Raw genomic sequence first — 26,149 nt, 5'->3', positions numbered from 1 at the left:
GCCGCTCAAGGGCGCGCAACCAGCAGCGGCTGCACGTTGGCTCCGCCGGCCATCAGGGGATTCGACGGTGTGAAGCGTTCGCGCTGCTCTCGTTTGCGAACCAGCGCGCGCGCAACAGCGAAGGCGTCGTTCAGGTTTCCGGCGCGCCGCAGTGCGATGTTGAAAAAGGCGTCGCCGAAATAGGTCCACTTGGCCCTGTCTTCGCAACCGAACGAAGGATGCTCCGCATCGGCCGCGGTGATGACCAGCACATCAGGGTTCGCCAGACGCGGGATAAAGGCGCCGGAATAGCAGGCCGAGATCACCACCACCTTGTGTCGCACACCTGTGCGCGCCAGCATGCCGGCGAGACGAGACGGCGTCAGTGTTTGCGAGAGTCGTCCCGCCTTGACCGCAAGGCCATCGGGGGAGCCGTGCGAGGTGAGGATCACGAACAGGACGTCGTTGTTGGCGTCCATTCCGTTGGCCGCCGCTTGCAATGACGTGGCCAGGGTCTCGATTGTCGCAGCTCCACCGGTCTTCGAATTGTATTTCACGCTGACCGGGCCGTTGCCGAAACGGCCGGCGACGATCTCAGCCGCGCCGGTGGCCTCGCGCCGGAACACGCCCTGATCGCCGAACAGTCCGAAGGAGACCACACTCACCTTGCGCACAGCCTCGACGGCAAGCGCCGGCGAAACCAGCGAGGCGATGGCCAAGGCGAGTGCGATCAGCAGCACGCCGCGCCGGCCGGCCCAGGATTGATAAAACTTGCCGCTCGAAGATTCAGACGTCATGACAAACCTCGTTTCAAGGTCGCCACCATAGATAGCATGGCAGCACAATGGAATTGCGGCGGATCATGGGGCTGGGCAAGTAATCGCGCCGTGGTCGCACCAGATCGGGCTCGCATGGAGTCTGGCCGTGGGACGGCTTCAGCGCGCTTGCCCTCGTCGTCGAGGCTTTGACATTCGCGGTGCTACGCGTTCTCGCTTGGCCGCGACCCGCTGTGCCGCCGCCAGCGCCAGTCGCGCCCAGCTGATGAGTTCGTCGGGTTCGTCGAACAGCCGCTCCGGCGCACGCCAGAAGGCAAGGTCGATGGTGCCGGCTTTCTTCGCGTAGTCGAGCGGCGGAAAAGCTTCGGCTTCCTTGAAGGCCGCCTTGTTGTCGTCGTCGACACGAAAGTAGAGCGTGTTATCTCTCACCATGGCAAGCATGACGCTATCGCAGAACACGCCGGTCTTGCCGAACATCCGCCGCATCGTGACATGACCGAGCGGCGCGAGCTGCTCGTGCAGGAACTCGGCAAAGCTGTCGCTGGCGACCATGCTCACCTCTTTGGCGCGCCCGTCCTGAAATGGGCTCGGCATAAGAATCTTGCGAGCCCAGAGAACGAAACCTGAGAATCGCTATGCGATTGTAATGCCCATCGATCGGCGGTAAGTTGCAGAAAAATTGCACACAATCGCTGGAAGAGGAAGCATGGCGCGTAATATTCTGATTCTGGGAGCCTCCTACGGCTCGCTGCTGGGAACGAAGCTGCTGATGGCCGGTCACAACGTGACCCTGGTGTGCCGCAAGAAGACGGCCGAACTGATCAACCGTGAAGGCACCGAAGTCCGCATCAAGCTGCGCGACGAACCGACGCACCGCTCCATCTTCTCGCGCGACCTGCCGGGAAAGCTGGACGCGACGTCGCCGGACCAGGTCGACGTGTCGCGCTACGATCTGGTTGGCCTCGCGATGCAGGAGCCGCAATACACCAACCACACCATCCGCGTTCTGATGGTCAAGATCGCGGTGGCGAAACTGCCGTGCCTGTCGATCATGAACATGCCGCCCTTGCCTTATCTGAAGCGGATTCCGGCGCTCGAAGGGATGGACCTCGAAGAGGCCTACACCAATGCGCAGGTCTGGGAGCGCTTCACGCCGGGGCTGGTGACGCTGTGTTCGCCAGATCCGCAGGCCTTCCGTCCGCCGGACGAAGAAGCCAACGTGCTGCATGTCGGCCTGCCCACCAACTTCAAGGCGTCGGCCTTTGCCGATGAAAAACACACCCGGTTGCTGCGCGAGCTCGAAGCCGACATCGACGCGGTGACGCTGGATGGCCAGGACGTTCCGGTCAAACTCAAGGTGTTCGATTCGCTGTTCGTGCCGCTCGCGAAATGGTCGATGCTGCTGACCGGCAACTATCGCTGCATCACGCCGCAGGAGCCGCGGCCGATCCGCGATGCGGTGCATGGCGATCTCGATCTGTCGCAGTCGATCTATGACCATGTCGATGCCGTCGCCCGGAAGCTGGGCGCGGACGCGCAGGATCAGGTGCCGTTCGCGAAATACGCCAAGGCGGCGGAAAGCCTGCTCAAGCCCTCGTCCGCGGCCCGCGCGGTGGCCGCCGGCGCGCCCTTCATCGAGCGCGTCGACCTGCTGGTGAAACTGATCTCGCATCAGCTCGACATGCCCAATGCGGAGATCGACCGCACCGTGCAGGTGGTCGATCAGAAGCTGAGCGAGAAGATCGTGTCCGGCGGATCCGGCGCGCAGTAGCACTCACACCCGACACGCGTCGAACGCCGCTATATTCAGAGCCGCCGGATATTGGTCCGGCGGCTCTCGCTTTTTGCTGGTGCATCAGTGACGCAGACGGCTTACGCCGGCACGCTCTCGACAAGCTTCTGTTTGTCTGGCTGCGCGGAGGTGATGTCGCGGACAACAATTTCATTGTTGGTCTTGTTGACGCCGGTGAAGATGCCTTGCGTCGTAAGCTTCACGGGCTTCGCCCCGGGCGTCGACGACTGGAATGTCATGTGGGCGGTATAAGGCACGCTGACCTTACCGTAATACACCACCACATGGTACGCGTACTTCTTGCCTGCGGGGACGCTGACTTGGGTCGTGATCGTGTCGGTCACGGTGTCCGTGTTGATCTTCTGGTCGGTCAGTGAGATCGTCTTGCTGTCGGATTCCTCGAACGAAGCCGATGCCGAGACTTCGACCACCTTCTCGATGCCGCCCTTGATGCTGAAGGTCTGGGTGTATTTGTGCCCGATGGTGTCGGACTGGGAGTTCGTGATCGAGCGCTGGGTGGTGACCGTGCGCGCCAGCGAATAGGTGCTGGTGATGTCCTTGCCGCCCAGGGTGTTGTCGACGGTGGTCACCGCACAATGCGATGGCGGCATCCCGAGGTCAGCGACCGCCTTGGTCATGTCATAGTCGACGGAATCGACGGTGACCTCGCCGAGCTCGGTGACCAGCCGCCACTCCTCGTTGTCGGCGCCGCCATCCCAGTGAAACACGCCGATCGTTCCATGCACATTGGAGCCGTAGACATTGATCTTGGCTTCCCAGTTCAGGAACGTGTTGATTCCGGCCCAGTTGTCGCCCAGGTCCTCGGCGCGCCAGAGCTGCGTGGCATCGGCGGAGCTGATGTTCACCGCCTTCAACGGCCCGCCGGGATACTGCATGCCGAAGATCTTGATGACGCCGCAGGCGAGCACCAGGCCGGTGCTGACATGGCGAAGGAAAGCGCCGCCGCGGGGATCCGGCGTTGCGGTCCAGATCTGATCCGCGGTTGAGGTGAGCGCCTGCAGCACCACGGCGCCTTGCGGGGTGATCGTGAGCACCCAGTTCGAGCGTCCGATCTTGGACATGATGTAAAAGGGTTTGGTGGGAAAATCGATCTGATTGGACATTTGCGTCTCCAGTGAAATGAGGTTGTTTGTGCGATTTGAAAACTCAAAACGCGGATGATGGCCAAGGCCGGGGCGTGCGCCGTCCCGCCCTGAAGAGCGTCAGACTCGTGAAAGCGTGCGAGTTGTGACTGATCGGCATGTCGTGTCTTCGCGCTGATACGACGTCAGTGTCCCAGGCTTGACCGGCTCCGCGACAAGCCGGCCTTCGTCTCCGTGCCAGGATAAAATCCATCGGAGCGACGCGACTTGGCTACCAGACAAGAATGTTCAGGAATTGTGATCCAGATCACAACGGCCTCTCAGCGCGCGCAAAGCGTGCAGATGAGCAATCAACCCCCGACTGCTGGACCTGTTGTGATCCGCGACGTTAGCTGCGCCGCGATATCGTCCACCTTCTCGAACAGCAGGTCCGGTTTCATCGCGACCAGCGTTTCCGATGCCGCATAACCCCAGGTCACCGCACCGCAGCTGATGCCGGCGGCACGGGCCGCCTCGATGTCACGCACTTCATCGCCGATCGCGATCGCCTGGGCGGTGGCGACACCGGTGCGGCGCATGATGGTTTTGAACTTCGCCGCCTTGCCGAACAGCGACGCGCCGCAGGCGAAGGATGAGAAGCATGCGGCATGCGCGCCAAGCTGGCGCCGCGCATTGTCCTCGCTGTCCGAACTGACGAGTGCCAGCGTCAGTCGGGCATCACGCAGCGTGCGAAGCATCGCCGGCACGCCGGGGAACAGGGAGATTGTGTCGATCTGCTCGCGCTTGAGCGCGCGCAAGTGGCGCGCGATCGCTGGCAATTTCCACCGGGGCACCTCGAGGTGGCGCAGGATATCGCGCGAACGCGCCCGGCGCAGCGGTTCGATGTCTTCGTCCCGGATTGGGCGAAACTCGTAGTCCCGCGCCACCCCGTTCACCACGGTGAGGAACCAGGGAAAGCTGTCGGCGAGCGTGCCGTCGAGATCAAAAATGACGAGAGAGTACGGCATGGGGCCCGAGGTGAACCATTCGGAATAAAATCATGAACATTTATGTCATTGAGATGTCGGCAATATTTCGCCTCGACCGGTGACGGCCAGTTGAATTCGCGACGCCGGGGCCTTATGCGTGGGCCCCATGAACACTGCAATGGCTACCGCATCCACCGCCGTGAAGCCGCTGATGTCCGGGGCGCTTGATCGCGCGCGCGCCGGCAAGGCGGCGCCGTTCCTGCCGATGAGCCGCGCCGAGATGACGGCGCTGGGCTGGGACGCCTGCGACATCGTGCTGGTGACGGGCGATGCCTATGTCGATCATCCGAGCTTCGGCATGGCGATCATCGGCCGGCTGCTGGAGGCCCAGGGCTTCCGGGTCGGCATCATCGCGCAGCCCGACTGGCAATCGGCCGAGCCGTTCAAGGCGCTGGGCAAGCCGCGGGTGTTTTTCGGCGTCACCGGCGGCAACATGGATTCGATGGTCAACCGCTACACCGCGGACCGCCGGCTGCGCCACGACGATGCCTACACGCCGGGCGGCGAGGGCGGTGCGCGTCCGGATCGCTGCACCATCGTCTACGCCCAGCGCTGCCGCGAGGCGTTCAAGGATGTGCCGATCGTGCTCGGCGGCATCGAGGCGTCACTGCGCCGTATCGCGCATTACGATTACTGGTCCGACAAGGTGCGCCGTTCGATCCTGGCCGACGCCAAGGCGGATCTGCTGCTGTATGGCAATGCCGAGCGGGCTGTCGTGGAAGTCGCGAACCGGCTTGCCGCCGGCGAGACGCCGCGTGATCTGGAGTCCGTCCGTGGCGTCGTGCTATTCCGCCGGGTGCCCGAGGACTACGCGGAACTCCACGCCGACGATCTCGACTCCGCCGACGAGGGGGCATCCCGCCAGCCCGGGGCCACCGTGATCCGGCTGCCGGCCTGCGAGCAGGTCGAGCAGGACAAGGAAGCCTATGCCCGCGCCTCGCGCGTGCTTGCTGCACCGGGAGAGCAACCCCGGCAATGCGCGGCCGCTGGTGCAGCGCCACGGCGACCGCGACCTGTGGCTGAACCCGCCGCCGATCCCGCTGACATCGGACGAGATGGACGCGGTGTACGATCTGCCCTACGCCCGCGCGCCGCATCCCTCCTACGGCGACGTCAAGATTCCGGCCTGGGACATGATCAAGTTCTCGGTGACGATCATGCGCGGCTGTTTCGGCGGCTGCACCTTCTGCTCCATCACCGAGCATGAGGGGCGCATCATCCAGAACCGCTCGGAGGGCTCGATCCTGCGCGAGATCGAGCTGATCCGCGACAAGACGCCGGGCTTCACCGGCGTGATCTCCGACATCGGCGGTCCCACCGCCAACATGTACCGGATGGCCTGCAAGGATCCGAAGATCGAGAAGGCGTGCCGGCTGCCGTCCTGCGTCTTCCCCGACATCTGCCCGAACCTGAACACCTCGCACGACGATCTGATCCGGCTCTATCGCAAGGTGCGCGAGACCAAGGGCGTCAAGAAGGTGATGGTCGCCTCCGGCGTGCGTTACGACCTCGCGGTGAAGAGTCCGGAATACGTCAAGGAGCTCGTCACCCATCACGTCGGCGGTTATCTGAAGATCGCGCCCGAACACACCGAGCGCGGCCCGCTCGACAAGATGATGAAGCCGGGGATCGGTGCTTACGAACGCTTCAAGGAGATGTTCGAGGCGGCGGCCGAACAGGCCGGCAAGAAATATTACCTGATCCCGTATTTCATCGCGGCGCATCCGGGCACCACCGACGAGGACATGATGCACCTCGCGCTGTGGCTGAAGAAGAACCGTTATCGCGCCGACCAGGTGCAGACCTTCCTGCCGTCGCCGATGGCGACCGCCACCGCCATGTACCACACCGAAGTCAATCCACTGCGCGGCGTGCGCCGCGGCGCCAGCGACAAGGTCGAGGCGATCAAGGGGCTGCGGCAACGCCGGCTGCACAAGGCGTTCCTGCGTTATCACGACCCCGACAACTGGCCGGTGTTGCGCGAAGCGCTGCGCGACATGGGCCGCGCCGACCTGATCGGCCCGCGCCCCGACCAGCTGGTGCCGAACCACCAGCCGCCCGGCACCGGCAAGGCCGCCGGTACCCGACGTCCGCTGCATCGCGGCGGCAAGGCCCAGCGCTTCACCACCAAAGGCGTGCCGATCAGGAAATGAGGCGGCGCGCAGCGCGGGCGCTCAGTGTCCGTTCAGCCGCGACCATGCCTCCGCCGCGACAAACAGGCCGATCCCGAAAACGACGTGGGTGATGAGGCTCCTGAGCCGCGCGAGATTCGGGCGAGGCGTTCGCGACGCGGCGAAATCCGCGCCGAGGGCCGGTTGCAAGATGAGAAACGGCGCGGCGACGGTGCCGAGGCCGACGATCAGCGCGGGCACGAGTGACGGAGTCCGCGCCCAGCTCACGCCCCATATCCCGAGCAAGAGGCCGGCGAAGGCGATGCCGATCGCGTAGTGCGCTGTCCAGCCGATGAGCCCTTCGCCGGCAATCGGCGCGGCAGTGGCGATGCTGTCGTGACGGACGTGGCCGCGCCGGAGATGGCCGATCCAGCGGCCGACCATGGCATAGTCCAGCACGGGCACGCCGAATACGCGTTGTTGGGTCAGCGTCCAGATATCCATCACGGCCGTGGCTCCGATGCCGATGATGACGGCATGGATGAGGATGGTCTTCATCGCGAACCTCCGGATTTGCTTGAGCCGCGCAGCGAATACCGGCAGACTACAAGTTCAAGTAAACTTGAGGTCAACCATGAAAAAGGCGGCCTGAAAATTCTCGACATCGCCGAGGTCGCGGCGCGCTCGGGCGTGCCGGCCTCGACACTGCGTTTCTATGAGGAGAAGGGATTGATCGTGTCGGTCGGCCGGCGCGGCCTGCGGCGGCTGTTCGTTTCAGGCGTTCTGGAGCGGCTGTCGCTGATTGCGCTGGGGCGCACGGCGGGATTTTCGCTGGAGGAGATCGCGCTGATGTTTGCCACGGATGGTCGTCCCCAGATTGACCGCGCCCGGCTGTCGGCCAAGGCGGATGAACTGGACCACACCATTCGCCGTCTCATCGCGATGCGCGACGGTCTGCGCCATGCCGCCGCTTGCCCTGCGCCGAGCCACATGGAATGCCCGACCTTTCGCCGCATGCTGCGCGCCGCTGGCGCCGCGGTTCTGCGGCGATCGGGCAAGGCGGTGAAGTCCCGGCCGGTTCGTCTGGTCCTGTGACCTGCAGGCCGTGAACTCATAAATCTGCGGGACTGACAGCTTGCCGGAGTCCGCCGTGCCCGAAAGCTGCGGCCGTCATGAACGCAAGGCAACAAGGAGCGTCCAGCAACTCATAAAGATCAAGATCAAAGAGCCCACGGTCCAGAGCATTGCGCGTGTATCGTGAGTTCTTGCTGTGAAATAGGCAGCGAAATGTAATAGCCGCGAGACGACATAGCCGTACAGCAACCATCGGGCGAGCGTTGTTGATGGCTCGGTCAAGATGAAGAGAAATCCAGCGATCAGGAAGAACGGCAGATTTTCAAGATCGTTCAGCTGAATTCGCCGTACGCGATCCACATGTTCATTTGGTGCGAGTTGTTCAGCGCTCGGGTTTGGATTGAGGATCGTCTTCTTGATGTCCTCCGGGGAGCGAAACCCACCGTTAACCTGCATCATTCGAACAACGGTCAGCCATGACATCATCACGGCTTTGAGAATCATGATGCAGGCAGCGAGCGCGTAGATATTAAATAGCGGATTTTGAAAGCTGAGTTTTTCCATAAGCACTTGCCTTTGTGGTCGAGCGATTCTTCAACAAGTTAAGCGGTGCAGGCGCGTCGCGGCTGGATACGATAAACTCGCGGCCAAACTATCTGGCGTTCGTCAGACGCGCATCAATACAAATAAGCCCACGCCCTAGTGTGGTGGTTCAGAAGTTCGCTCCACCGTTGCCGCGAGTCCTTCGAGCGAACTTCTGAACCAAAGACCACACTAGAATCATATATTTGCTAGTGTCCCTATCGAATCCGAAGTTCGCTCCGAAGATGCGGTTGGGTGATGCGAACTTCGGATTCGGGACACTAGTACCCGGAATCAGAGCTGAGTGATACGCGATCCTCTGCGGAAGAAGGGGCTTCTCTTGCTAGCAGAATCATCCTGACCTTGAATCGCGACTCACGTTCCAAGAAAAGGGGGTACTAGGGTTAGAACTCATTAATTTCTCAGCAGAGACAATACGATCCTGATTCGCTTTTGGAAGGGTTTGGGATCGTGCGCAAGAATCTATTTTGGTTGAGCGACGAACAGTGGGGACGGATTGAACCTCACCTTCCGACGGATGTCCGCGGCGTAGAGCGCGCGGATGATCGTCGGGTCATCAGCGGCATCATTCATGTGCTGAGAAGCGGCTGCCGCTGGTGCGATTGCCCGCCCGAATATGGTCCTCCGACGACGATTTACAATCGCTTTGTGCGCTGGGCACGACGTGGGGTCTGGGAAAATCTGTTCCGAGAGCTTGCCGGCCGGGGCCGCGCCACGGACACGCAAATGATCGACTCAACCCATGTCAAAGCACATCGCTCGGCAGCGGGCGGAAAAAGGGGGAGCACAATCAGGCTATTGGCCGCTCGCGCGGAGGGCGCAACACGAAGATCCACGCACTCGCAGATGCTAAGGGGCGCCTGATCGCCATTCTGCTGACCGGAGGTGAAGCGCATGACTGCCCGGTCGCGGAACGACTGATCCACAGGGTGATGCCGCCGGAGTGCATGCTCGGCGACAAGGCTTACGACAGCGCCGAATTGCGCGAGGAATTGCACGCGCGCGGGACCAAGCCGGTTATCCCAAACCGCCGCAACAGGAAGCAACCTTTCAGCTTCAACAAGCGCCTCTACAAGCTGCGCTGGCGTATCGAGAGCGCTTTCAGCAGACTGAAGGACTTCAGGCGCATCGCAACCCGATACGATAAGCTGGCCCGCAACTACTTGGCATCTGTCTGCCTCGCCGCCGCTCTTGTATGGTGGATCTAATGAGTCTGGACCCTAGTGTGCTGAACGCGAAGTTCCTGTGATTATGCGGCTAGCTCTTTCAGGAGCTTCGCGTTCATAAAGCACACTAGAATCATAAAGTTGCTAGTGTCCTTTTCGAATTCGAAGTTCGTTCAGGGGTGCGGTAAATGATGCGAACTTCGAATTCGGGACACTAGCCCGTGGCCACGATCAGTCCGACGCGCATATCCCTGGCGGTATAGACGCAGGTGCCGTCGGCAAAGACGCGGCCGTTGGCAATGCCAAGTGCGAGTTTGCCGCGCCTGACCTGGCGCATGCTGATCTCATAGCGCACCAGTTTGACATCCGGGGTGATGCCGCCGCGGAACGTGACCTCGCCGACGCCGATGGCGCGTCCCTTGCCGGATGAGCCCGACCATCCCAGCCAATAGCCGATGATCTGCCACATGGCGTCCAGGCCGAGGCATCCCGGCATCACCGGGTCGCCGAGAAAGAGGCAATCGAAAAACCAGAGGTCTGGCCTGATATCCAGCTCGCCAACCACATGGCCCTTGCCGAAGTCGCCGCCGTCCACGCTGATCTCGACGATGCGGTCCATCATCAGCATGGGCGGTGCGGGCAGCTGGGCATTGCCGGGGCCGAAATAGCCGCCCTCGCTGGATTTGAGCAGGTCTTCCTTGCTGTAGGACGATTGCGGAATGTGAAAGTCGCGCGGGTCGGCCATATCACCTCAAACGATGTTGGCGAGCGGCGGCTGCACGTTAATGGAATGGCGCGCGCCCGGCATGGCGCGAACCTATGATCTTTGCCCTTGGGGGGCAACGCCTGGTCCGGCCGTGCTGCGCGCGGGCCGCCTCACGCCTGCGGCGACGTCAAGGTCCCCCTTGCGTGAAAATCATCCCGCCGCCGGAATCTGCAGAAGGCGGCGCTTCACCGTTCGTGCGATCGCCGCCGGGGCGTCGTCCGGGATCGCGAAGCAGGAGCTCGCATTGATTTCGCACAGAACGTACGTGTCCGCGCCGGCCGCATCCCGTGTTCCGTAAAGGAAGTCCGCGTCCCAGATGACCGGTAGCGACGGCTCATCGAGGCCCAGTGTCGCCATCATCTGCGGCGTCCATTCATTCTCCATGAGCCTCCGAAGGGCTTGGAACTGCCGGGCGTCCGGGCCGTGCATGATCCGCGGGCCCGGTTGCGCCGCGGGCGAGTCCGGGCCTTCCGGCGGCGGCGGGATCAGGGCTTTGATCAGTTGATGCCCGAACCCCGCGACGTGGGACCCGCTCATGTAGCAGCGGATCATCCCGTCGGGCAGGCGGGGTTGAAACGCCTGATCGATGATGCAGCCGCCCCAGCCGAAATATGGTTCGCAGCGGGCGACGAGGACGTCGAACGGTATATCCTCGGGCCGGCTGCCGCGTTGCGCATGGAGCACCCGGACCATGGTTTCTGCGTGCGACAAGGCCTCGATCTTCCAGACACCCTGGCCTCCATTGCCGCGATTCTGTTTCAGCACGCGCGGGCTGTCCGCCAGCAGGCGTGACGGGAATTCGGCGCGGAAGGCCGCGGCACTGTCGTAACGATGCACATCGGCGCCCCAGCCCAAATGGCGCGTGCGATAGAGCACGTCCTTGACGCCGATCTTCAGGATGACGTCGGGATGTGCGCTCACCCATGGGCCTCGCGCGGCTATGTCGCGAAGCAGGGGATCGAGGGCCTCGCGCGTCCGTCCCTGGTGGATCGGGTCGACCCAGACGAGCACGCCGTCGACTGCGAGCAGCTGATCGCAGACCGCGTCGGCGAAGCTTTCGTCATAGATCGCCGGGCGCGCGTCGATGCCGATGGCGGCAAGTGCTTCGAAGACGCGGACGAAGCGACTGTTTTGCGGGGTCGCATCCCGACGTGCGGCGGCGTCTCCGCGCGAAAGGATGGCTACGGTATATCGGAGGGGGGCGTGATGTTCGGTGTCCATGCGCAAACTCCACGACGGATCGCGTGTCGCGCAGAGCTTGGACCGAGGCGTCTGACGGGGAGTCTGCATGTCCCCACGGCAGGACTTTACCCCACGTCGCACGCACGTTTCAAGACCGCGGTCGGCGTCTGCAGCCTCGAACGCGTGGCCTCCGGCCTTTGGCGCGTCCCTTGTAGACGTTCCGGCTCTTTTAAGAGCATCGCAGCGCGTTGACGAGCGCAGTCAGCGCGGCCGGCTGATGCCGGCGACTGGGGTAATACATGAAGAAGCCGGGAATGGGGGGCGTCCAGTCCTCCAGCACGCGAATGAGGCGGTGCTCGGCAACATGCTCCGCCACCTGCTCTTCATAGGCGAGCCCAAGGCCGGCTCCGGTGAGCGCCGCCTGAATCACCAGGTCGGTATCGTCGATGATGAGCGGGCCGGTCACGCCGATTGTGATGGCCTTGCGTCCCTGCTCGAACTCCCACCGATACGGACCGCTCGGAAGACGCAGGTTGAGACATCGATGATCGTTCAGATCCCTGGGCTTGCGAGGAATGCTGCGTGACGCAAAATAGCCGGGCGATCCCACCACCGCCAAACGCAACGCCCGCGTGACGCGCACCGCAATCATATCCTTTTGAACATACTCGCCGAGTTGAATACCCGCATCGAACTCGCCGGCGACGATGTCGACGGGACCCGTGACGGTGACAACGTCAAGAACGACGTCAGGGTAAGCCTCAGTGAATGCTGCGAGCCTCGGCAACAACACCATCTCCGCAGCCGATCGTGACACGATGAGTCGAAGGCGTCCCGCAGGTCGGTGGCGAACGCTTTGGGCTTTGTTAAGCGCACGCGTAATTTGCTCAAGCGCCGGAGACAGGTCTTGCAAAAGAGCTGCGCCCGCAGCGGTTGGCGCGACACTCTTGGTCGTCCGGGCAAGAAGCTGCAGCGCAAGGCGCTGCTCGAGTCTGCGGATCGTGTGGCTCAGGGCGGACTGGGAGACGCCCAGCCTCGCTGCGGCACGTGTAAAGCTTCGCTCACTGGCGACAATTGCAAATGCAGCGAGTTCGTTCAGTTCGTGTCCCATGGTTCATGAATATTGCTCATGACTCTATCTCACGCAAGATGTCTAGTCTCATAAGTGCCCGTGTCCTAGCTTGATCGACGGGATGACGCGAAGCGACGTTCCCACGCTTCGCCTATCTGGTGCTCGGCGCGGGCTTGCCACGTGTCGGGAGTGGTTGGACGTAACGGCGAGGTGGCCCATGGATGCTAATATGGATACTGATGTTCACGCTTTGCGCGCGCTGGCGCAGACCTACTTCGACGCCGCCTATGACATGGATGCCGGGAAATTTGCATCCATCTTTCATCCCGCGAGCTCCGTGACGAAAATCGCCGACGACGGCGACATCGGCGTGACGCCGGTTGCGACGTGGCTGGCCGTCGTCCGCAGCACGAAAGCTCCAAAACAACAGGGAGCGGAGCGTGACGACCAGATCCTGTCCATCGACGTCGAGAGAGACCTCGCGCTTCTGAAGCTGAAATTGCAGATACCGCCGCGGCACGTCACGGACCTGTTGTCGTGCTTGAAGGTCAACGGAACCTGGACAATCGTGCAGAAGGTGATGACGTCGAAACCGTAACGGCTTCAGCGCCGCAATATGAAATTGAATCACCCGTCTGGCAGGTTACCCATTGCGGGCCGTTGCCGAGCGCGTTGAGGTCGCCAGTGGCGGCGAGATTCGCATCCTTGGCATGAAAACCGAACTGCTACGGACACTTGTCGCTGCTGCGGGCGTAGAATCGACGGCCGCTGGCATTCGCAGTTTCGTACCGAAGTGGCGCACCATTCAGAATAAAACTGCGAACTCGTATAGTATTGAAATTGCCTTATGATTGTGAGCTATCCAGGAGGATCTTGACCTTCGCTCAGCAACATGATCAGCGGACGTCCGTGGCCATCGCACACGGCGTGAAGTTTTGAGTTCAGGCCGCCTTTGGTGCGCCCGATACGTCGGGGAACAGCGCCTTTTTTAACAGACTGGCGGCTGTGCGCGGCGCATCTACACCTCTGAGAGCAAAAACAAATCAGCCATTGGCAACGCCTCCTCGCGTCGCCAATGAATCAGTCGATCAATCAAGTCGCAAAAGAATTGATGGATCATGAGCCTAGAGCTGTTTCCGTTCCGATGGAATCGGAACGGAGCTCTAGATTCTTGTTTTGACGCGTTTTCTTCACGCGAACCGGTATCCACTTCGCTCGAAAACGCTCTAGTCAGTTGAAGTGATAGTTCACGCCGACGCGGGCGATTGAGCCGTTGAAGCGTGCGCTCGTCTGTGCAAGCGCGGTAGCCCAAGGCGTGCTGACGTTGATGTTTTGAGTGAGCGGAGCCGTCGCTGTAACCGAGCCAAGGTCATAATAGAGGTATTCGAACTTGGCGCTCCAGTTAGACCCGAACATCCATTCGAGGCCGCCGCCTACCGTCCAGCCGACAGCGGTATTTGACGCGCTTGCCCCGCCGAAAATCGGTGGCACGAGACTCGTGTTCCATCCCGGGAACGTCTGTTGAATGCTGTATGAGGAGCTGACATGCGCGCCGCCGTAGGCGAGACCGCCAGTGGCGTAAGTCAGAAGACTCGGCGTGGCGAGATAACCGATGCGCCCGCGCACCGTCCCTAAATAATCGAGGCGCTGCGTGAACGAGGCTGACGATGAATAGCTATTCGCCGGAAAACCGAAGGGTGCAAAGGACGAGGTCGTGGAAAAGTTGGAGTCTCCGCCGGAGCCTGCAAGGGCCTGGATGTCTGTCTCAAAACCCAGGACGAAGGTTGGCGCAAATTGGAAATTATAGCCGAACTGGCCGCCGCCGATGAACATGCCGGTCGAACGGGAAGGATTCGATGCGAGCACTGCGGCAAGAGCGTTCGCCGTCGCCGGTGCGCCGATGTTCAAACCAGCGGGGTTGAACGAAACCGGCGTTCCCGTTGTTGCGAGCGAACCATGGTCGAACGCACCACCGGCGTTCAAGCCAGCGTAGAACCCGGTCCACGACGGCAAGGGGGCGATAGCAGTCGGCCGCGCCTTCACGGCCATGTCGGCGGCCGAAGCGCTCGACGCGACACCAAAGCTGAACAAAACAGCCGCCAACCTCACAGTTTTGAAACGCATTTCTATGCTCCAGTTGCTTTTTCAATTTGCATTTCGCAAGCAGAGCGTAGCAAGAATCTCGGCGCATCCACCGTTCGGCTGAGTTTGGATCGGAGCCTGCTTGCCGCGATCGGTTTTCCGCGCAATGTTGCCGAATTGCATCTTGTCCCGATTGGGTGCTGTAGCGCTGAGCTGCAGTTGGTCAGGATCTATTCAGTTACGGGCCGTCACCGCTGATTCCCGTAAACGAGAGTGTTCGGCGCCATTGGGCTGCGGAAATCGATGCGGTGTTCCGGGATGCACTTTAACGACGTTTGGAGAAAAGCGGTGACCAGGAGGTATCGGGCGGACTTCAACAGAAGGGTTGACGCGCGGCCCGCAATCTTACTTCACCTTGGGATAGCATCGGGCGAACGGGTGCAAGAGGCTATTACAGTGACAGTGCACTCAATTCGACAACTTGACTGGGTCAATCGAAAAACCGGCCGATTTTGCGGCAACAGCGAAATACCGGAATGGGGTGCCACGGCCGATGAAGATTCGCACTATTGCTTCGTAGTAGCGCTATGATACGGCAGCCCGCCACGCGCTCCTGTCGGTAAAGTTGCGACACTCCGCGATTGACGGGCAGCTTGTCTCATTCGGCTTGGTGTGAGCTATGAATCAGCATCTTTCCCTCATCAGCCTCGTGGTTGCGGACTATGACGAGGCGATCGCCTTCTTCACCGGGGCCCTGGATTTCGATCTCTGCGAGGACACGCCGCTCGGCGGCGGCAAACGTTGGGTGGTCGTGCGCCCACCGGGCGGTGCCGGCTCCGGCCTGCTATTGGCGCGGGCTGACGGTCCGGCTCAGGTGGCACGCATTGGTGACCAGACCGGGGGGCGGGTCTTCCTGTTCCTGGAGACGGATGATTTCGATCGCGATCATGCGCGCATGATCGCGGCCGGCGTGCGATTCATCGAGGAGCCACGGCAAGAAGCTTATGGCGTCGTCGCGGTTTTCGAAGATCTCTGTGGCAACCGATGGGACCTGATCCAGCGCAGGTCGACGCACCGCTGCGAAACCAGTCCCTAGCCGCCGCCGCTGCGCCAAGAGGCGGGTTGCTCCAACGCGTCGTGACGTGCTCTGGCGTAGAATGGCGCACCCGACACGATTCGAACGTGTGACCTTTGCCTTCGGAGGAAGTACTCCTGCTTACGACGCTTGTCGACAGGGTTTGCCCCGATGCTCTATACTACTGTAATCACTAAACAATTTGAAATTCGGCCTCGCCCGGCTTATCCTAGAACACGCTCCGATTTGCGCCCCACTGCTTACGTGGTGCTTACGCGAAATCAAGCGTTCGGACGGGAGAAGTCCCATGGCTAAGCTCACTAAGCGCCTCGTCGATGCAGCCGAGTCCCGAGAGAAGGACTACGTCATCTGGGATGACGAGCTACCAGGCTTTGGCTTGCGTGTCTTCGCATCGGGAAAGCGCAGCTACGTCCTCCAGTACCGAGCGCTCGGCCGCTCCCGTCGCTTCACGATCGGCTTGCACGGCGTTTGGACCGCGGAAAGCGCGAGACAGGAAGCCAAGGTCCAGCTCGGCCGAGTGGCGCAGGGAGACAATCCTGCCGAGGAGCGCCAGCTCGATCACAAAGCCATCACGGTCAGGGAGCTTTGTACGCTCTACGTCAATGACATGAACGCCGGCCTTATCCGGGGAAAGGGCGGGCGTTCCAAGAAGTCGCATACGATTGCCACCGATACCGGTCGCATCAACCGCCATATCATCCCGCTCGTCGGCACGCGTCGCGTCAAGGATCTTACCAAGGCCGACGTCATAAAGATGATGAACGACGTAATCGTTGGTAAGACGCGGATGTCCGAAAAAACCGGGAAGCTGCGCGGGAAAGCGATTGTGCGGGGAGGAGCCGGAACCGCCGCGCGAACCGTTTCATTGCTGGGCGGGATTCTTACTTACGCGATCGAGTCCGGGATTATCAGCAACAACCCCGCTCATGGCGTTCGGAAACCGAAAGACGCCGTCCGCACGCGCCGCCTGACCGAAGCTGAGTACCGGACGTTGGGCGATATGCTTCGAAAGGCCCAGGAGGACGACAAGTTCGCGCCAAGCATCGACATTATCAGGCTGATCGCTTTAACCGGCTGCCGACGGAGCGAAATCGTCGGATTGCAGTGGGCGGAGGTGGACGCCGAGGGAAGTTGCCTTCGCCTGATCGCCAGCAAGGAAGGGATGTCCGTTCGCCCCGTCGGCTTGCCCGTCGTGGAGCTTATGGAAGAGCGGCGGGAGACGTCCACCGGCACATACGTCATCCCGGGCTATGGCGAGGACAATGCTTTTGGCGGCCTCCCGCGACATTGGGAGCAGATATTCAAAGGCTCGCCCCTCTCTGACGTGACACCTCACGTTCTGCGGCACAGCTTCGCGAGTCTGGCCAACGACCTGGGATTCACCGAAATGACAATCGCCGCTTTGGTCGGCCACGCGAAGGGTTCTGTCACGAGCAATTACATCCACACGCTCGACACCGCGCTCATCATGGCGGCCGACACAATCGCGGGGTACATCGCAGGCCTGCTCGACGGCAAAGAATTCAAGCAGACCGCCTACGCGCTCGACCGCGACTCCCGGAAGGCCGCACTCGCTCGCTTCCTTCTCAAGGCAGCCGGTGACGACGAGGCGGAAGGCGAGGAGAAGCAACAGCTGGCCGCGTAGCTTCCAACCGCCGCCATCATTAGATGTAGAATTTGAACGGCTGCCGCTCTGCCCCTGCGGCGCTTCCCATGGTCAGCACTTCGCCAACCTTGTCCGCGAAACGAATGGTGACCGGCAGCCCGTCGCTGAAATTGCAGGCGTTGTAATTGATTTTTGTGAGGCCCAGGATGTCGGCCAGCACAGTCTCGATGGCCGGAAATTCACCACTCGCGCGCAGCACGGTCACGAACAGCGGGTTCGGCGTTTCAGGGCCAATATAAGTGTCGATGCGCGGCGCATATCCAGTGGTCCACAGATAAGCGTCTTTGTCGCCGAGCTGGATTGCCGTGCCGCGCAGGCACGGATAATCACCGTCGCGGAAGAGCTTGGTCTCCCCATGGGTCGATTGGATACGCACACCCACGATATTGGTGCCATCAGGCGCGGCCTTGCTGAAGGCCTCCCATTCGGCGTCGTTGAACTTGGTTCGGCCGTGAATGAACAGCTCTTTCGGATAGACCCCGAAGCGCTGCTTGTAGGTGTCCAGAACCGTCTTGATCAGCTTTCCAGCCGCCAGATCGCTGAGGTGAAATTCTCTATTTTCGGTCTGCCAGGGTCCGTTCGCCCCGCGAAAGACGACGCCATCCCCTTCGCTCAGGAACATCTGAGCCGCACAGCAAGCGTGATTGTCGGGATGATTGGGAAGGAGTTTGAAGACCAAGCCGACGTAGCAGACGCCCGGCCGCATACCGGCGATCTTCCACGGGGGTTCAGCCTGCGTTTTGTAGAACAGGCCCGTCGCCAGGTTCCAGGCGACGGTGGCGGAATCCTGAGTGCCGCGCTTTGGATATCCCGCCTTGTTCACGAATTCCTCGGGGGCAAGCGTCGTCTCGCGAATGAGCTGGGAGGTCATGCCCAGCTTCAAAAGTTTGGCCTTGATCTGACGGTGGAAGTCGGGGATGTCGTCGAACACCGCTTCAAGCGTGTCATCAATGACTCCCGCCAGCAGCGGAAGGTCGGCGCGCCCCTTCTGGCGCCTAGACAACTCCCCCTTTAGGAGCTCGACCTTGCGGCGCTGACCCGCAACCGGCCGGCAGGTTTCGAACACGATTTCCGGCACCACGAAGATCCAGACGTCAACTGTCCGCTCCTCATTTTTCGCGTGACGCTCGATCGGGTCGATGAACAGCTTGGTCGTTGCGGCCACCGCCTCGTGATGGTTCTCGATCGCAATCGCGGCGCGGATGTCCGCCGGATCGATCTCGCATGTAATCATGGCGCCCGGATCGGCGCGGATCCCGAAGGCCTCTTCGAGACCGGGAAAGTCGGACAGATGCAGCCGGAATTCTTTGTCGCGCTTGCCGCGAGGCGGAATCGCGACGGGATTGCCGATCGCCTGGAGCCAGCGGCGCAGGAGGTCCAGGCCATGTTTTGTACCAATCGCGCCGATCGTGATCTGCGCACGATCGGGCATCGACGCCGGCCCGTAAAGCGTGAGACCGTCCTTCGGATGATCCGAAGCCTGCCCATGCCCAAATCCGAGCGGTGGTTCCGGAATGTAGAGGACCGGAACGGACTTTTCGGGAAGTTCGATCAAGCGTCATCCTCCTCGAAGTGGCCGCCGAGCGTTGTGGAATCGGCTTCTTCCGCATCCTCGCCGAGCTTGTCGGTCTGGCGCGCGGTGACGGGTGCCGTGAACTGGATCGGCATCGCGTCGAGCGTGATGCTGCCGCCCGAGCCGACGGCAAGGTCGACATAGGGGCTGTCGCCGGCCATCAACTCCATGAACGCCATCACACGCCCGTGCCAGGCCTTGTTGCGCCAGGCCGAGCAGATCGAACGCCGCAGGCGAAACTGGGTTTTCGTGTCTGGAATGACAATCGGCTTGTTGCGCTCGCCGATGTCGGAGAACAGCACCCGGCCTTTTAGGCGCATATGTGGGTAGGGAAAGAGGCTGGGAATAACGCTGACGCCATATTCCCAGATCTTCTTGCGGGCGACGCCGCGCAGCATCGAGTTGCGGCTCTGACCTTGGCGGCCCCATGAGACACGCTTCTTGAGACCCAATTTGTCCTCGCCGACATGGAAGGACAGGCCACTCGAGAAGGTGTGGGTAAGAAACCCTTCGCGAGCGCAATGCTTCTCCCACGCCTGGCGCAGGAGATTCATCATGATCGATCGGGCATCCCGGCTTTCGATCCCCGCGTCCGATGAGCCGTTCTCGAGGAGATCGAGAACATCGAAGTCACGCTCGGCGCGAAACGGCCCCACCCGCTCAAAATGTTCTGTTAGGTCGAGCGGGCTGGCGAAGGTCAGGAAACCGTCGCCGAACTCGGCCATCGGGTATTCGAAGGACGCGCCGAGCTTGCGCAGCAAAGCCTCATTGGCCCGGTTGCGCGGCACCAGATGATTGAGCTTGTCCGGCATCCGAATGATCCGGAGCCAGTTGGATGTCAGGACCTCGGGAGCGGTCTCGATCTCCACGGCGCGCCGGCGCAGATGCGCGTACCATTCGGGCTGTATGATCCCGCCGCCAGCCTTCGGCACCTGCTGCCTTTCAAGCGACTTGAGCAGGCTCGCCAGTCCCTTGGCCCAGCCACTCTCGAAATCGACATACTGAAGGCCGCCGATGCCGAAGAGTTTTTGGAATGTGCGTACCTTGAGGGGGATGATGAAATTGGGATCCTGGAGCTGCTTTGTCAGGTCCTCGGCTATGGCAATTTCCTCGCGCACGCCCCTTCTCCCGAGCGTTTCGTCGCTGCAGCACAGCAACATCTTGATCGCCCTTGTCTGAAGGGTCGCGGTGAGCTTGCCGCGCCATTCGTCGCCGGCGTCGAGATCGAAAATGTCGGCGAAAACCTTGTAACCCGCGGCTTCGAGACGCGGCGCGAGCCACAACACGAACTGGTCGTCGCCAGGCGTCGCCTTGGAGATGAAGATCAGGTCTCGTTCTGTCGGCGCAGCCAGTTTCATCTTTTGGGTTTGCCCTTCCGTTGGAATGACGGCAGTGGAGATGCCGCCGCGCCCACGGCGGATTGCCATTTGTCCATCCGCGAACACAGCGCGTTTTTGATCTCCAACCCAGCGTAGAGCATGGCTACGGTCTCCTTCACGCATCGGCCTGCGGCCAACGCAGTTTCCCGCGGCCGACGCGCAAGGCTTCCACGAGCCTGGTGTTGCCGGCCAACCTGCCTGAGAAAAGGCTGGGCTTGGGATCGACAGCCGGCTTCTTGAATGCGGCCACCCGCTGGTAGTCGGGCGTTGCCAACCACGTCCTCCCGTCCCCCTCGTCGGTGACGATCCTGTAGAGGCCGGCAGGCGGGGCGGCGGCGATGTCGAGCAGCCGCTTATAGTGTTCGACCGACCATTTCTGGATGCCGCCGCTGAGAGCTTCGGTCCGGAAGCGCGCCCACAATGCGGCGGTGTCGGGAGTGGGCCAGTCGCCGGCATCCGTGTAGGCCGTGATCTCGTCAGACTAGAGCCAGGCCCGCATCTCAGCGGGCGTGACGAAGACAGGCTTGGCATCCTCGATCGCCGCCATGGCAGCGCGCCGAGACGGAAGACCAGCCCGAATCAGCATCGACATCATGAATTGCGGGACACCAGTTTCGACCGCGGCGGCGGCGCCGCCTGCCACCACCTCCGGCGACCAGCCGAGCGACATCCGCCTGGTACGCACGGCTTCCAGCGCCCAGACCAAGCGATAGGTGAAGGCCTCCTCAACGGCCCGCATGTTCTGCGGTCCGATCTTGGCAACGTCCTCGCCAGACACCCAACTGCGCAGGATGGCCTTCCAATTCGCCGGCAGCGCGTTGGCCTTGTCTGGGATGAAGGGCCGCATGAACAGCAGCCGCTCGCCGAGGCCGCCGAGCGCATCGACAAGTTCGTCGATGTCGCCGCTTAGTGACGCCGCATCTGCCCGGTCGAGGAGTTCGGCCAGCTCATCGGCCATGGCGTCGATAGTGAGACCCGCTTCAAGCCCGACGCCCATGGCGAAATGCCCACGCCGCGCCTGTGCGGTTGTGGTCTTCCAAATGAGATCGGCCCGCGCTTCAAACACCTTCTTGTGCAGCGGGGCGACATCCTCATCCTCACGAGCGATCTGGCGGGCCCAGAGCGACCCCTTGAGCGCCTCGTCCAAGAGCTTCGGCAGGTCGGCGCGATCGGAATCGAGTGCTTCGATCAGACCAAACACCGTCGCATCGAGGCGCTCAACGATCTGTGAAAGCGGCTCCTCGTCGATGGTCTCTTCATGTCATCGCCGCCGCCTTCATCGTCGTCGCCGTCGGCATCGTATTCCGCGCCGGCGGCCAGTCGCGCGGCGACTGCGGCTTCTTCTTCGGGCGATCTCCAGGCTTCGCGGGCATTGGCGAGGTATTCCCACGCATCATCGCGATCCAGGACTCCCTCGCGAGACAAGCGCTCAAGGATCTCGGCGACGATCTGGATGAGGCCACTCTTCAGTGTGCGGGCTTTGGTGGAAGCGACAAGCTTCCCCCATTCCTTCTTTCGCCAATCGATCTTGTCGAACATGACGTGGACGATGAGGCCTTCAACGTCCACGAAGGCTCGCCCTGCGCGACCGGCGACGTTGGCAAACTCCTCGCCTTTGATCTTCTCGGCCGCCCGATATAACGCGGGCACCAAAAGCACGGCGGCGTTGAGATTGAGGCCCTGCGAGAGCGTCGGCGATGCGACGATGACCTTCAGGACGCCGTCGGACAGGAGAGCTTCCAGCTCCCGCAAAAACGGGCTCGGCAGCCGGCCATGGTGGATGGCGACGCCCTGCTTCAGGCAGGCGACGGCAGGATGGTCTTCGCCCAGCCACTCCGTCCCGACCTCCAGGGCGCGGGCGATCGACGCCTCGTCATCTAGCAGGGACTCCAGATAGCCGCGCTTGCAGAGGTCCACCACCTGTTTGCCGTAGCTCTCGACCCAATTCGCCTGAGTCGAGAAGATTAGGGTTCGCTTGCCCTGGTTCGCGAATTCCCACGCCGCGAACACCGCAAGGTGCGAGTTCTTGCGGGGATAGGGCTTCTTCTCTTTCCCCCGTGGGGCTTTCTCCACGACGAATTTGTCAAGGAACGGACCATCGTCGTCGAGGTCGAGCCGGAGCAGTGCATCCTTGCCCCGCCAGGTGAGCCCCCCAAACCGTTGTCGCGTCGGGCGCCAATCGGAACGCACAGGCTCCCCCGGTTCGTCGGAACGAATCCAGGCGGTGAGATCGTCCAGCTCATCGCCGCTCGGCAGGATGGCGGAGAGACAGACGATCCGGCGGTCGGCTGCGTCGGCGCGCCGAAGCAGGCGTTGCACCAGCGTCTCATAGCGGATTTCACGCTCACTCGGGCCGATCATATGGCCTTCATCCAGGACGATCAGGCCGACATCGTCGATCAGGGAGGGGTCGCTTCTCAGTGCAAAGTCGAGTTTCTCGGGCGTCGCGATGATGATCTCACGGGTGCGCAGTGCATCCTCATCACCGGCCGAAAGGCCGCTAGCGCCGTAGAGAGAGGAGACGCTGAAGCCGAGAGGAGCGAAGGTCTTCCGGAAGGACCGCTCGGTCTGCGCCGACAGGGCGCGCAACGGCGTAACAATCAGCACACGTCGCGCCGACGACAAAGTCATCAGCGCGGCGATCTCAGCCACTCGCGTCTTGCCAGCGCTGGTTGGCAGGGCGACGACCAGATCGTCGTTGACGTCCGTGGAGCGCTGGGCCGCCTCGCGCTGCGATGGCCATAGCTCCACCTCGGAGGTCTTGCGGGCGTAGAGCGACGAGATGAACAACCGGCGGAGGTCCGGGTATTTCTCCTCCGTTCCCTCGGGAGGTTCGATTGGCAGGTTCTGGTGCAACGAGTGCTGCCAGAGGTCGTCGATCAGGTGCCGGCAAAGGTTCGATATCCACCACAGCGGAACATTCTCGGCGTTGTTCGCCAGACTGACCGCTGTGCCGAGCAGCTCCCGCGCGCGTTCGATCGGCTCGGGCTCGCCCGTCTCGAGCGCGAAGTCGAAATAAGCTAGCGCCCGGCATATCGTCGTGTTGAGGATTGTCGATAGGGCCTCGTCGATGTCGGGCTCTTCGCCCGTCAGCGTTTCGGCGATCTGCTCGTCGTCGTGCGCCTCATCGTCCAACCACTCGCGCACGAAGCCGCGCAACTGGCTAAGGTCGCGCAGGATCAGGTGCCGGATCGCCGTTTCGCCCGGCGAAGCATTGAGGTCATCCGCCGTTTCATTGAAGAGCGAATAGGCGACGGCGGAGAAGCCGGCCAAGTGGTAGGCCGCAGCGGCGATCGTGCGCCGGAAACCGCGATCGGGCGACTCCGGGGCGCCGTTGCGTACAAGGGCTTCAAAGGCGTTGGCGGCGCGCTCGAACGCCTTGCCGGTTAATTCCGATGCACCGGCCTGAGTACGCAGGGCCATCGCGCCCCGAAGCAGGGCGAAGCCGTGTTCGGCAAGATCCGTTTCGATCGTTGCGCCGAGGGGTGGCGCATTCGGCGGCAACACGCCTTCCTTGCGCATCAGCGACCAGGCTGCACCACGATAGAGCAGCCGCCCGAGGATGCCGTCGACAGTCGCGGTCGCTAGGAACGCGGTCAGTTCGTTAATCGTCTCCAAGATCTTCAGCCTCCTGATACATGGCCGCGATGAAGTCCTGGTGATCCTCGACGTGGATGTTTACGACGTAGTGGTCCCGATTGGTCCCTGCGGCGTCGAGATCCTCCTTCAGCGAAGCATGAGGGCCGTTGCCCGACACGGTGAAGAGCATGTGGTCGATGCGATCGGCGCGAAGCGACTTCAGCCCGACCTCGTCACGGAGACTGCGGCCCAGCGCATTGTCGTCCGGGTCATTGCTCTCCAGCAGGCGGTTGGCGACGAACAACAAGGAATCGGGCGTGCAGCGGCCATTGTCGCGATTGAGCACCTTACGCGCGCTCGTGACCGTGGCCTTGCCGAGCACCTTGTTGCTCTTGGCTTCGCCTTTCAGGAGCCAGAGCTTCTCGCCAGCCGCATCGTATCCGGCTCCGATGAAGTCGTCGCCACGCATGGCCATGTTGCGACCATCCTTGTAGCGGAGGCGGCGCACCGGGACGCGCAGGCCGATCTCCTCCTCAACCAGCTCGGTCGCGAGAATCTCACCGAGATCGCCGGAGCGGCCTTTGGGCGTCTGCGGCATCGCCTCGCTGAGAATCTTGGCGGCGACGTCATATCCGAGCCGCTTCACGTCCTCGGCGATGCGTTCTAGCCGGTCGTAATGCGAGCGGATCGTCTCGGCGAGATCATCGCAAATTTCGTCGCGGGCACCTTCCTTCTCGACATACGTCCAGTAGCACTTCCGCTTGTCCTTCTCTTTTGTGCCGTCGCACCACTTTTTATAGAGCCCCATGTGGCGCTCCCTTGCTTGCCTTGCTCGGCAGCGCTTTTCCATCCCAGAGACTCGACAATGGCGCCGCCGCCAGCCTGTCGCCGAACGGCACGACGTCCATGCTGTCGTAAAGGACGACGCCAAAGGCAAAGCGGTCTCCGCACGCCTCGGCCAAGGCCCGCAAGCCGCCGAAATCACCGGCTTTGACCGTCGCGCTCGCCTTGACCTCGATGCCCGCGATCATCCCATCATCACGTTCCAGCACGATGTCCACCTCGCGCCCGTCCCGATCCCGAAAATGATGCGGTGTCAGCCGCAGGTCCGAGGCCGTCATCAGCTTCAGAACCTCCGCGAACACGAAGCTTTCGAGCAGCGCGCCGAACGTGCCGCGATCCGCCTTGACCCTGTCGAAGGAAAGACCGCGCACAGTCGCTAGCAGGCCGGAATCGAGGAAGTGCAGCTTCGGTGTCTTGACGATGCGCTTCAGGGCATTGGTGAACCATGGTTGCACGGTGGCGATCAGGAACACCTGCTCAAGCAGCCCGACATAGCGCTGGCCCGTCTTGTGGCTGACGTTGATGCCGGCGCCGAACTGCGAATAGTTGACCAACTGGCCGGAGTGCTCGGCCAGCAGCCTTACGAATTTCGGAAGTTCCGTCAGCTTCTCGACGTCAGCGATATCCCGCAGATCGCGCGTCAGCACCGACGTGAGATAGGATCTTGACCAATCCTGCCGCCGCCGCTCGCTGTCGCGACTGATCGCTTCGGGGAAGCCGCCGAGCAAGACAAGCTGGGTAAGGTTGTCGCCGAGGATCGCCTCCCGCTGGCTCCGGAGCTTTCCTCCGAATAGATGCTCCAGGAAAGTCGGCGTCCGACTTTCGACCTCCGCCCTTGCGAGCGGCAGCATCTGGATGGTTTCCATCCGGCCGGCCAGGCTATCGGCGACTCGCGGCAAGGTCAGGACGTTCGCCGAGCCAGTCAGCAGGAAGCGGCCCGGCCGATAGTCCTCGTCGACCGTCTTTTTGATGGCCAGCAGGAGGTCAGGAGCGCGCTGGATTTCGTCGATGATGGCCCGGTCGAGGCCGCGAATGAAGCCGGCGGGATCTGACTGGGCGGCCTCAAGGACCGTTTGATCGTCGAGCGTGATATAGGTCCGCCCGGCTTCTCCCATTTTTCGGACGAGCGTGGTCTTGCCGGCACGGCGCGGGCCTACGATCAGGACCACCGGCGTATCTGAAAGGGCTTCCTCCGCCCGTCGCTCCACAAACCGCTCGAACATGCCATCTCCGAATCCGGAAGATTGGAACTATCGGTTCCGGCTGATTGGGAGTCAAT

Annotated in this window: 23 protein-coding genes, 1 tRNA gene and 2 pseudogenes; 7 read left to right on the top strand and 19 right to left on the bottom strand. The window is 61.8% G+C overall.

Annotated features, from left to right (window positions below; translation table 11 throughout):
• Nucleotides 1–5 precede the first annotated feature (5 nt).
• Nucleotides 6–776, bottom strand: coding sequence for a C13 family peptidase (locus RS897_RS08935; protein WP_315836207.1), 771 nt, complete (start codon nucleotides 774–776; stop codon nucleotides 6–8).
• A gap of 138 nt (nucleotides 777–914) precedes the next feature.
• Nucleotides 915–1,307, bottom strand: a complete 393-nt coding sequence (locus RS897_RS08930; protein ID WP_315836206.1) for a TfoX/Sxy family protein — start codon at nucleotides 1,305–1,307, stop codon at nucleotides 915–917.
• A gap of 154 nt (nucleotides 1,308–1,461) precedes the next feature.
• Between RS897_RS08930 and RS897_RS08925 the strand changes: the two genes are divergently transcribed.
• A complete protein-coding gene (locus RS897_RS08925; protein ID WP_315836205.1) occupies nucleotides 1,462–2,526 on the top strand; it encodes a ketopantoate reductase family protein in 1,065 nt (354 codons plus the stop codon).
• A 101-nt stretch (nucleotides 2,527–2,627) separates the two neighbouring features.
• On the opposite strand, the gene RS897_RS08920 is transcribed toward RS897_RS08925, so the two are convergent.
• The gene (locus tag RS897_RS08920; protein WP_315836204.1) at nucleotides 2,628–3,671 is read right to left on the bottom strand and encodes a hypothetical protein; all 1,044 of its coding nucleotides are present in this window, start codon (nucleotides 3,669–3,671) and stop codon (nucleotides 2,628–2,630) included.
• A 329-nt stretch (nucleotides 3,672–4,000) separates the two neighbouring features.
• A complete protein-coding gene (locus tag RS897_RS08915; RefSeq protein ID WP_315836203.1) occupies nucleotides 4,001–4,657 on the bottom strand; it encodes an HAD hydrolase-like protein in 657 nt (218 codons plus the stop codon).
• A gap of 139 nt (nucleotides 4,658–4,796) precedes the next feature.
• Between RS897_RS08915 and RS897_RS08910 the strand changes: the two are divergent.
• Nucleotides 4,797–6,831, top strand: a pseudogene (locus tag RS897_RS08910) (YgiQ family radical SAM protein).
• A 21-nt stretch (nucleotides 6,832–6,852) separates the two neighbouring features.
• On the opposite strand, the gene RS897_RS08905 reads toward RS897_RS08910, so the two are convergent.
• Nucleotides 6,853–7,347 (bottom strand): DUF2938 domain-containing protein, encoded by a 495-nt coding sequence (locus RS897_RS08905; RefSeq protein ID WP_315836202.1) that lies wholly within the window; start codon nucleotides 7,345–7,347, stop codon nucleotides 6,853–6,855.
• Here RS897_RS08905 and RS897_RS08900 point away from each other — a divergent pair.
• Complete coding sequence (locus RS897_RS08900; protein ID WP_407654454.1) at nucleotides 7,327–7,884, top strand: helix-turn-helix domain-containing protein; 558 nt, start codon at nucleotides 7,327–7,329, stop codon at nucleotides 7,882–7,884. The genes RS897_RS08905 and RS897_RS08900 overlap by 21 nt on opposite strands.
• Nucleotides 7,885–7,959: 75 nt before the next feature.
• On the opposite strand, the gene RS897_RS08895 is transcribed toward RS897_RS08900, so the two are convergent.
• Entirely contained in the window at nucleotides 7,960–8,427 is a 468-nt protein-coding gene (locus tag RS897_RS08895) for an MAPEG family protein (RefSeq protein ID WP_315836201.1), read from the bottom strand.
• Nucleotides 8,428–8,916: 489 nt separating this feature from the next.
• Here RS897_RS08895 and RS897_RS08890 point away from each other — a divergent pair.
• Nucleotides 8,917–9,674 (top strand): IS5 family transposase gene (locus tag RS897_RS08890; RefSeq protein WP_315831865.1). Its coding sequence is split into 2 segments (ribosomal slippage): nucleotides 8,917–9,244 and nucleotides 9,244–9,674, totalling 759 coding nucleotides; the frame shifts between segments, so codons are not numbered across the junction.
• Nucleotides 9,675–9,846: 172 nt separating this feature from the next.
• Here the strand turns inward: RS897_RS08890 and fabA are convergent.
• The 3 genes from fabA to RS897_RS08875 form a co-directional block, all read right to left on the bottom strand.
• A complete protein-coding gene (fabA, locus tag RS897_RS08885; RefSeq protein ID WP_315836200.1) occupies nucleotides 9,847–10,377 on the bottom strand; it encodes a bifunctional 3-hydroxydecanoyl-ACP dehydratase/trans-2-decenoyl-ACP isomerase in 531 nt (176 codons plus the stop codon).
• A 171-nt stretch (nucleotides 10,378–10,548) separates the two neighbouring features.
• Nucleotides 10,549–11,619, bottom strand: a complete 1,071-nt coding sequence (locus RS897_RS08880) for a Cj0069 family protein (RefSeq protein ID WP_315836199.1) — start codon at nucleotides 11,617–11,619, stop codon at nucleotides 10,549–10,551.
• Between the two features lie 190 nt (nucleotides 11,620–11,809).
• Entirely contained in the window at nucleotides 11,810–12,691 is an 882-nt protein-coding gene (locus RS897_RS08875; protein ID WP_315836198.1) for a LysR family transcriptional regulator, read from the bottom strand.
• Nucleotides 12,692–12,881: 190 nt separating this feature from the next.
• Between RS897_RS08875 and RS897_RS08870 the strand changes: the two genes are divergently transcribed.
• Complete coding sequence (locus RS897_RS08870; RefSeq protein ID WP_315836197.1) at nucleotides 12,882–13,250, top strand: nuclear transport factor 2 family protein; 369 nt, start codon at nucleotides 12,882–12,884, stop codon at nucleotides 13,248–13,250.
• A 275-nt stretch (nucleotides 13,251–13,525) separates the two neighbouring features.
• On the opposite strand, the pseudogene RS897_RS08865 reads toward RS897_RS08870, so the two are convergent.
• Together RS897_RS08865 and RS897_RS08860 are read right to left on the bottom strand one after the other, a co-directional pair.
• Nucleotides 13,526–13,645, bottom strand: a pseudogene (locus tag RS897_RS08865) (IS5/IS1182 family transposase); the annotation flags it as partial.
• A 237-nt stretch (nucleotides 13,646–13,882) separates the two neighbouring features.
• Nucleotides 13,883–14,776 carry an outer membrane protein gene (locus tag RS897_RS08860; RefSeq protein WP_315836196.1) on the bottom strand — a complete coding sequence of 298 codons (894 nt, stop codon included), beginning with the start codon at nucleotides 14,774–14,776 and terminating at the stop codon, nucleotides 13,883–13,885.
• Nucleotides 14,777–15,413: 637 nt separating this feature from the next.
• Between RS897_RS08860 and RS897_RS08855 the strand changes: the two genes are divergently transcribed.
• Complete coding sequence (locus RS897_RS08855) at nucleotides 15,414–15,830, top strand: VOC family protein (RefSeq protein WP_315836195.1); 417 nt, start codon at nucleotides 15,414–15,416, stop codon at nucleotides 15,828–15,830.
• A 62-nt stretch (nucleotides 15,831–15,892) separates the two neighbouring features.
• On the opposite strand, the gene RS897_RS08850 is transcribed toward RS897_RS08855, so the two are convergent.
• Nucleotides 15,893–15,976 (bottom strand) — tRNA-Arg (locus RS897_RS08850).
• A gap of 140 nt (nucleotides 15,977–16,116) precedes the next feature.
• Between RS897_RS08850 and RS897_RS08845 the strand changes: the two genes are divergently transcribed.
• Nucleotides 16,117–17,475, top strand: coding sequence for a tyrosine-type recombinase/integrase (locus RS897_RS08845; protein ID WP_315836194.1), 1,359 nt, complete (start codon nucleotides 16,117–16,119; stop codon nucleotides 17,473–17,475).
• Nucleotides 17,476–17,494: 19 nt separating this feature from the next.
• On the opposite strand, the gene RS897_RS08840 is transcribed toward RS897_RS08845, so the two are convergent.
• The 7 genes from RS897_RS08840 to RS897_RS08810 all read right to left on the bottom strand — a co-directional run bounded on the left by RS897_RS08840 (nucleotide 17,495) and on the right by RS897_RS08810 (nucleotide 26,093).
• The gene (locus RS897_RS08840; protein ID WP_315836193.1) at nucleotides 17,495–19,051 is read right to left on the bottom strand and encodes an argonaute/piwi family protein; all 1,557 of its coding nucleotides are present in this window, start codon (nucleotides 19,049–19,051) and stop codon (nucleotides 17,495–17,497) included.
• A complete protein-coding gene (locus RS897_RS08835) occupies nucleotides 19,048–20,496 on the bottom strand; it encodes a toll/interleukin-1 receptor domain-containing protein (protein ID WP_315836192.1) in 1,449 nt (482 codons plus the stop codon). Before RS897_RS08835 ends, RS897_RS08840 begins: the two co-directional genes overlap by 4 nt.
• Before the next feature lie 67 nt (nucleotides 20,497–20,563).
• The gene (locus RS897_RS08830; protein WP_315836191.1) at nucleotides 20,564–20,869 is read right to left on the bottom strand and encodes a hypothetical protein; all 306 of its coding nucleotides are present in this window, start codon (nucleotides 20,867–20,869) and stop codon (nucleotides 20,564–20,566) included.
• Nucleotides 20,870–20,929: 60 nt separating this feature from the next.
• Nucleotides 20,930–21,595 (bottom strand): hypothetical protein, encoded by a 666-nt coding sequence (locus RS897_RS08825; protein WP_315836190.1) that lies wholly within the window; start codon nucleotides 21,593–21,595, stop codon nucleotides 20,930–20,932.
• Nucleotides 21,596–21,636: 41 nt separating this feature from the next.
• A complete protein-coding gene (locus RS897_RS08820) occupies nucleotides 21,637–24,066 on the bottom strand; it encodes a DEAD/DEAH box helicase (protein ID WP_315836189.1) in 2,430 nt (809 codons plus the stop codon).
• Complete coding sequence (locus tag RS897_RS08815; protein ID WP_315838565.1) at nucleotides 24,053–24,835, bottom strand: HamA C-terminal domain-containing protein; 783 nt, start codon at nucleotides 24,833–24,835, stop codon at nucleotides 24,053–24,055. The genes RS897_RS08820 and RS897_RS08815 overlap by 14 nt, the downstream gene beginning before the upstream one ends.
• Complete coding sequence (locus tag RS897_RS08810; protein ID WP_315836188.1) at nucleotides 24,822–26,093, bottom strand: ATP-binding protein; 1,272 nt, start codon at nucleotides 26,091–26,093, stop codon at nucleotides 24,822–24,824. The genes RS897_RS08815 and RS897_RS08810 overlap by 14 nt, the downstream gene beginning before the upstream one ends.
• Between the last annotated feature and the right edge of the window lie 56 nt (nucleotides 26,094–26,149).

The organism is Bradyrhizobium prioriisuperbiae, assembly GCF_032397745.1.
Classification (GTDB): domain Bacteria; phylum Pseudomonadota; class Alphaproteobacteria; order Rhizobiales; family Xanthobacteraceae; genus Bradyrhizobium_A; species Bradyrhizobium_A prioriisuperbiae.
Note: the sequence above shows the minus strand (reverse complement) of the source record. Positions and strands in the feature narration are given on the sequence as shown.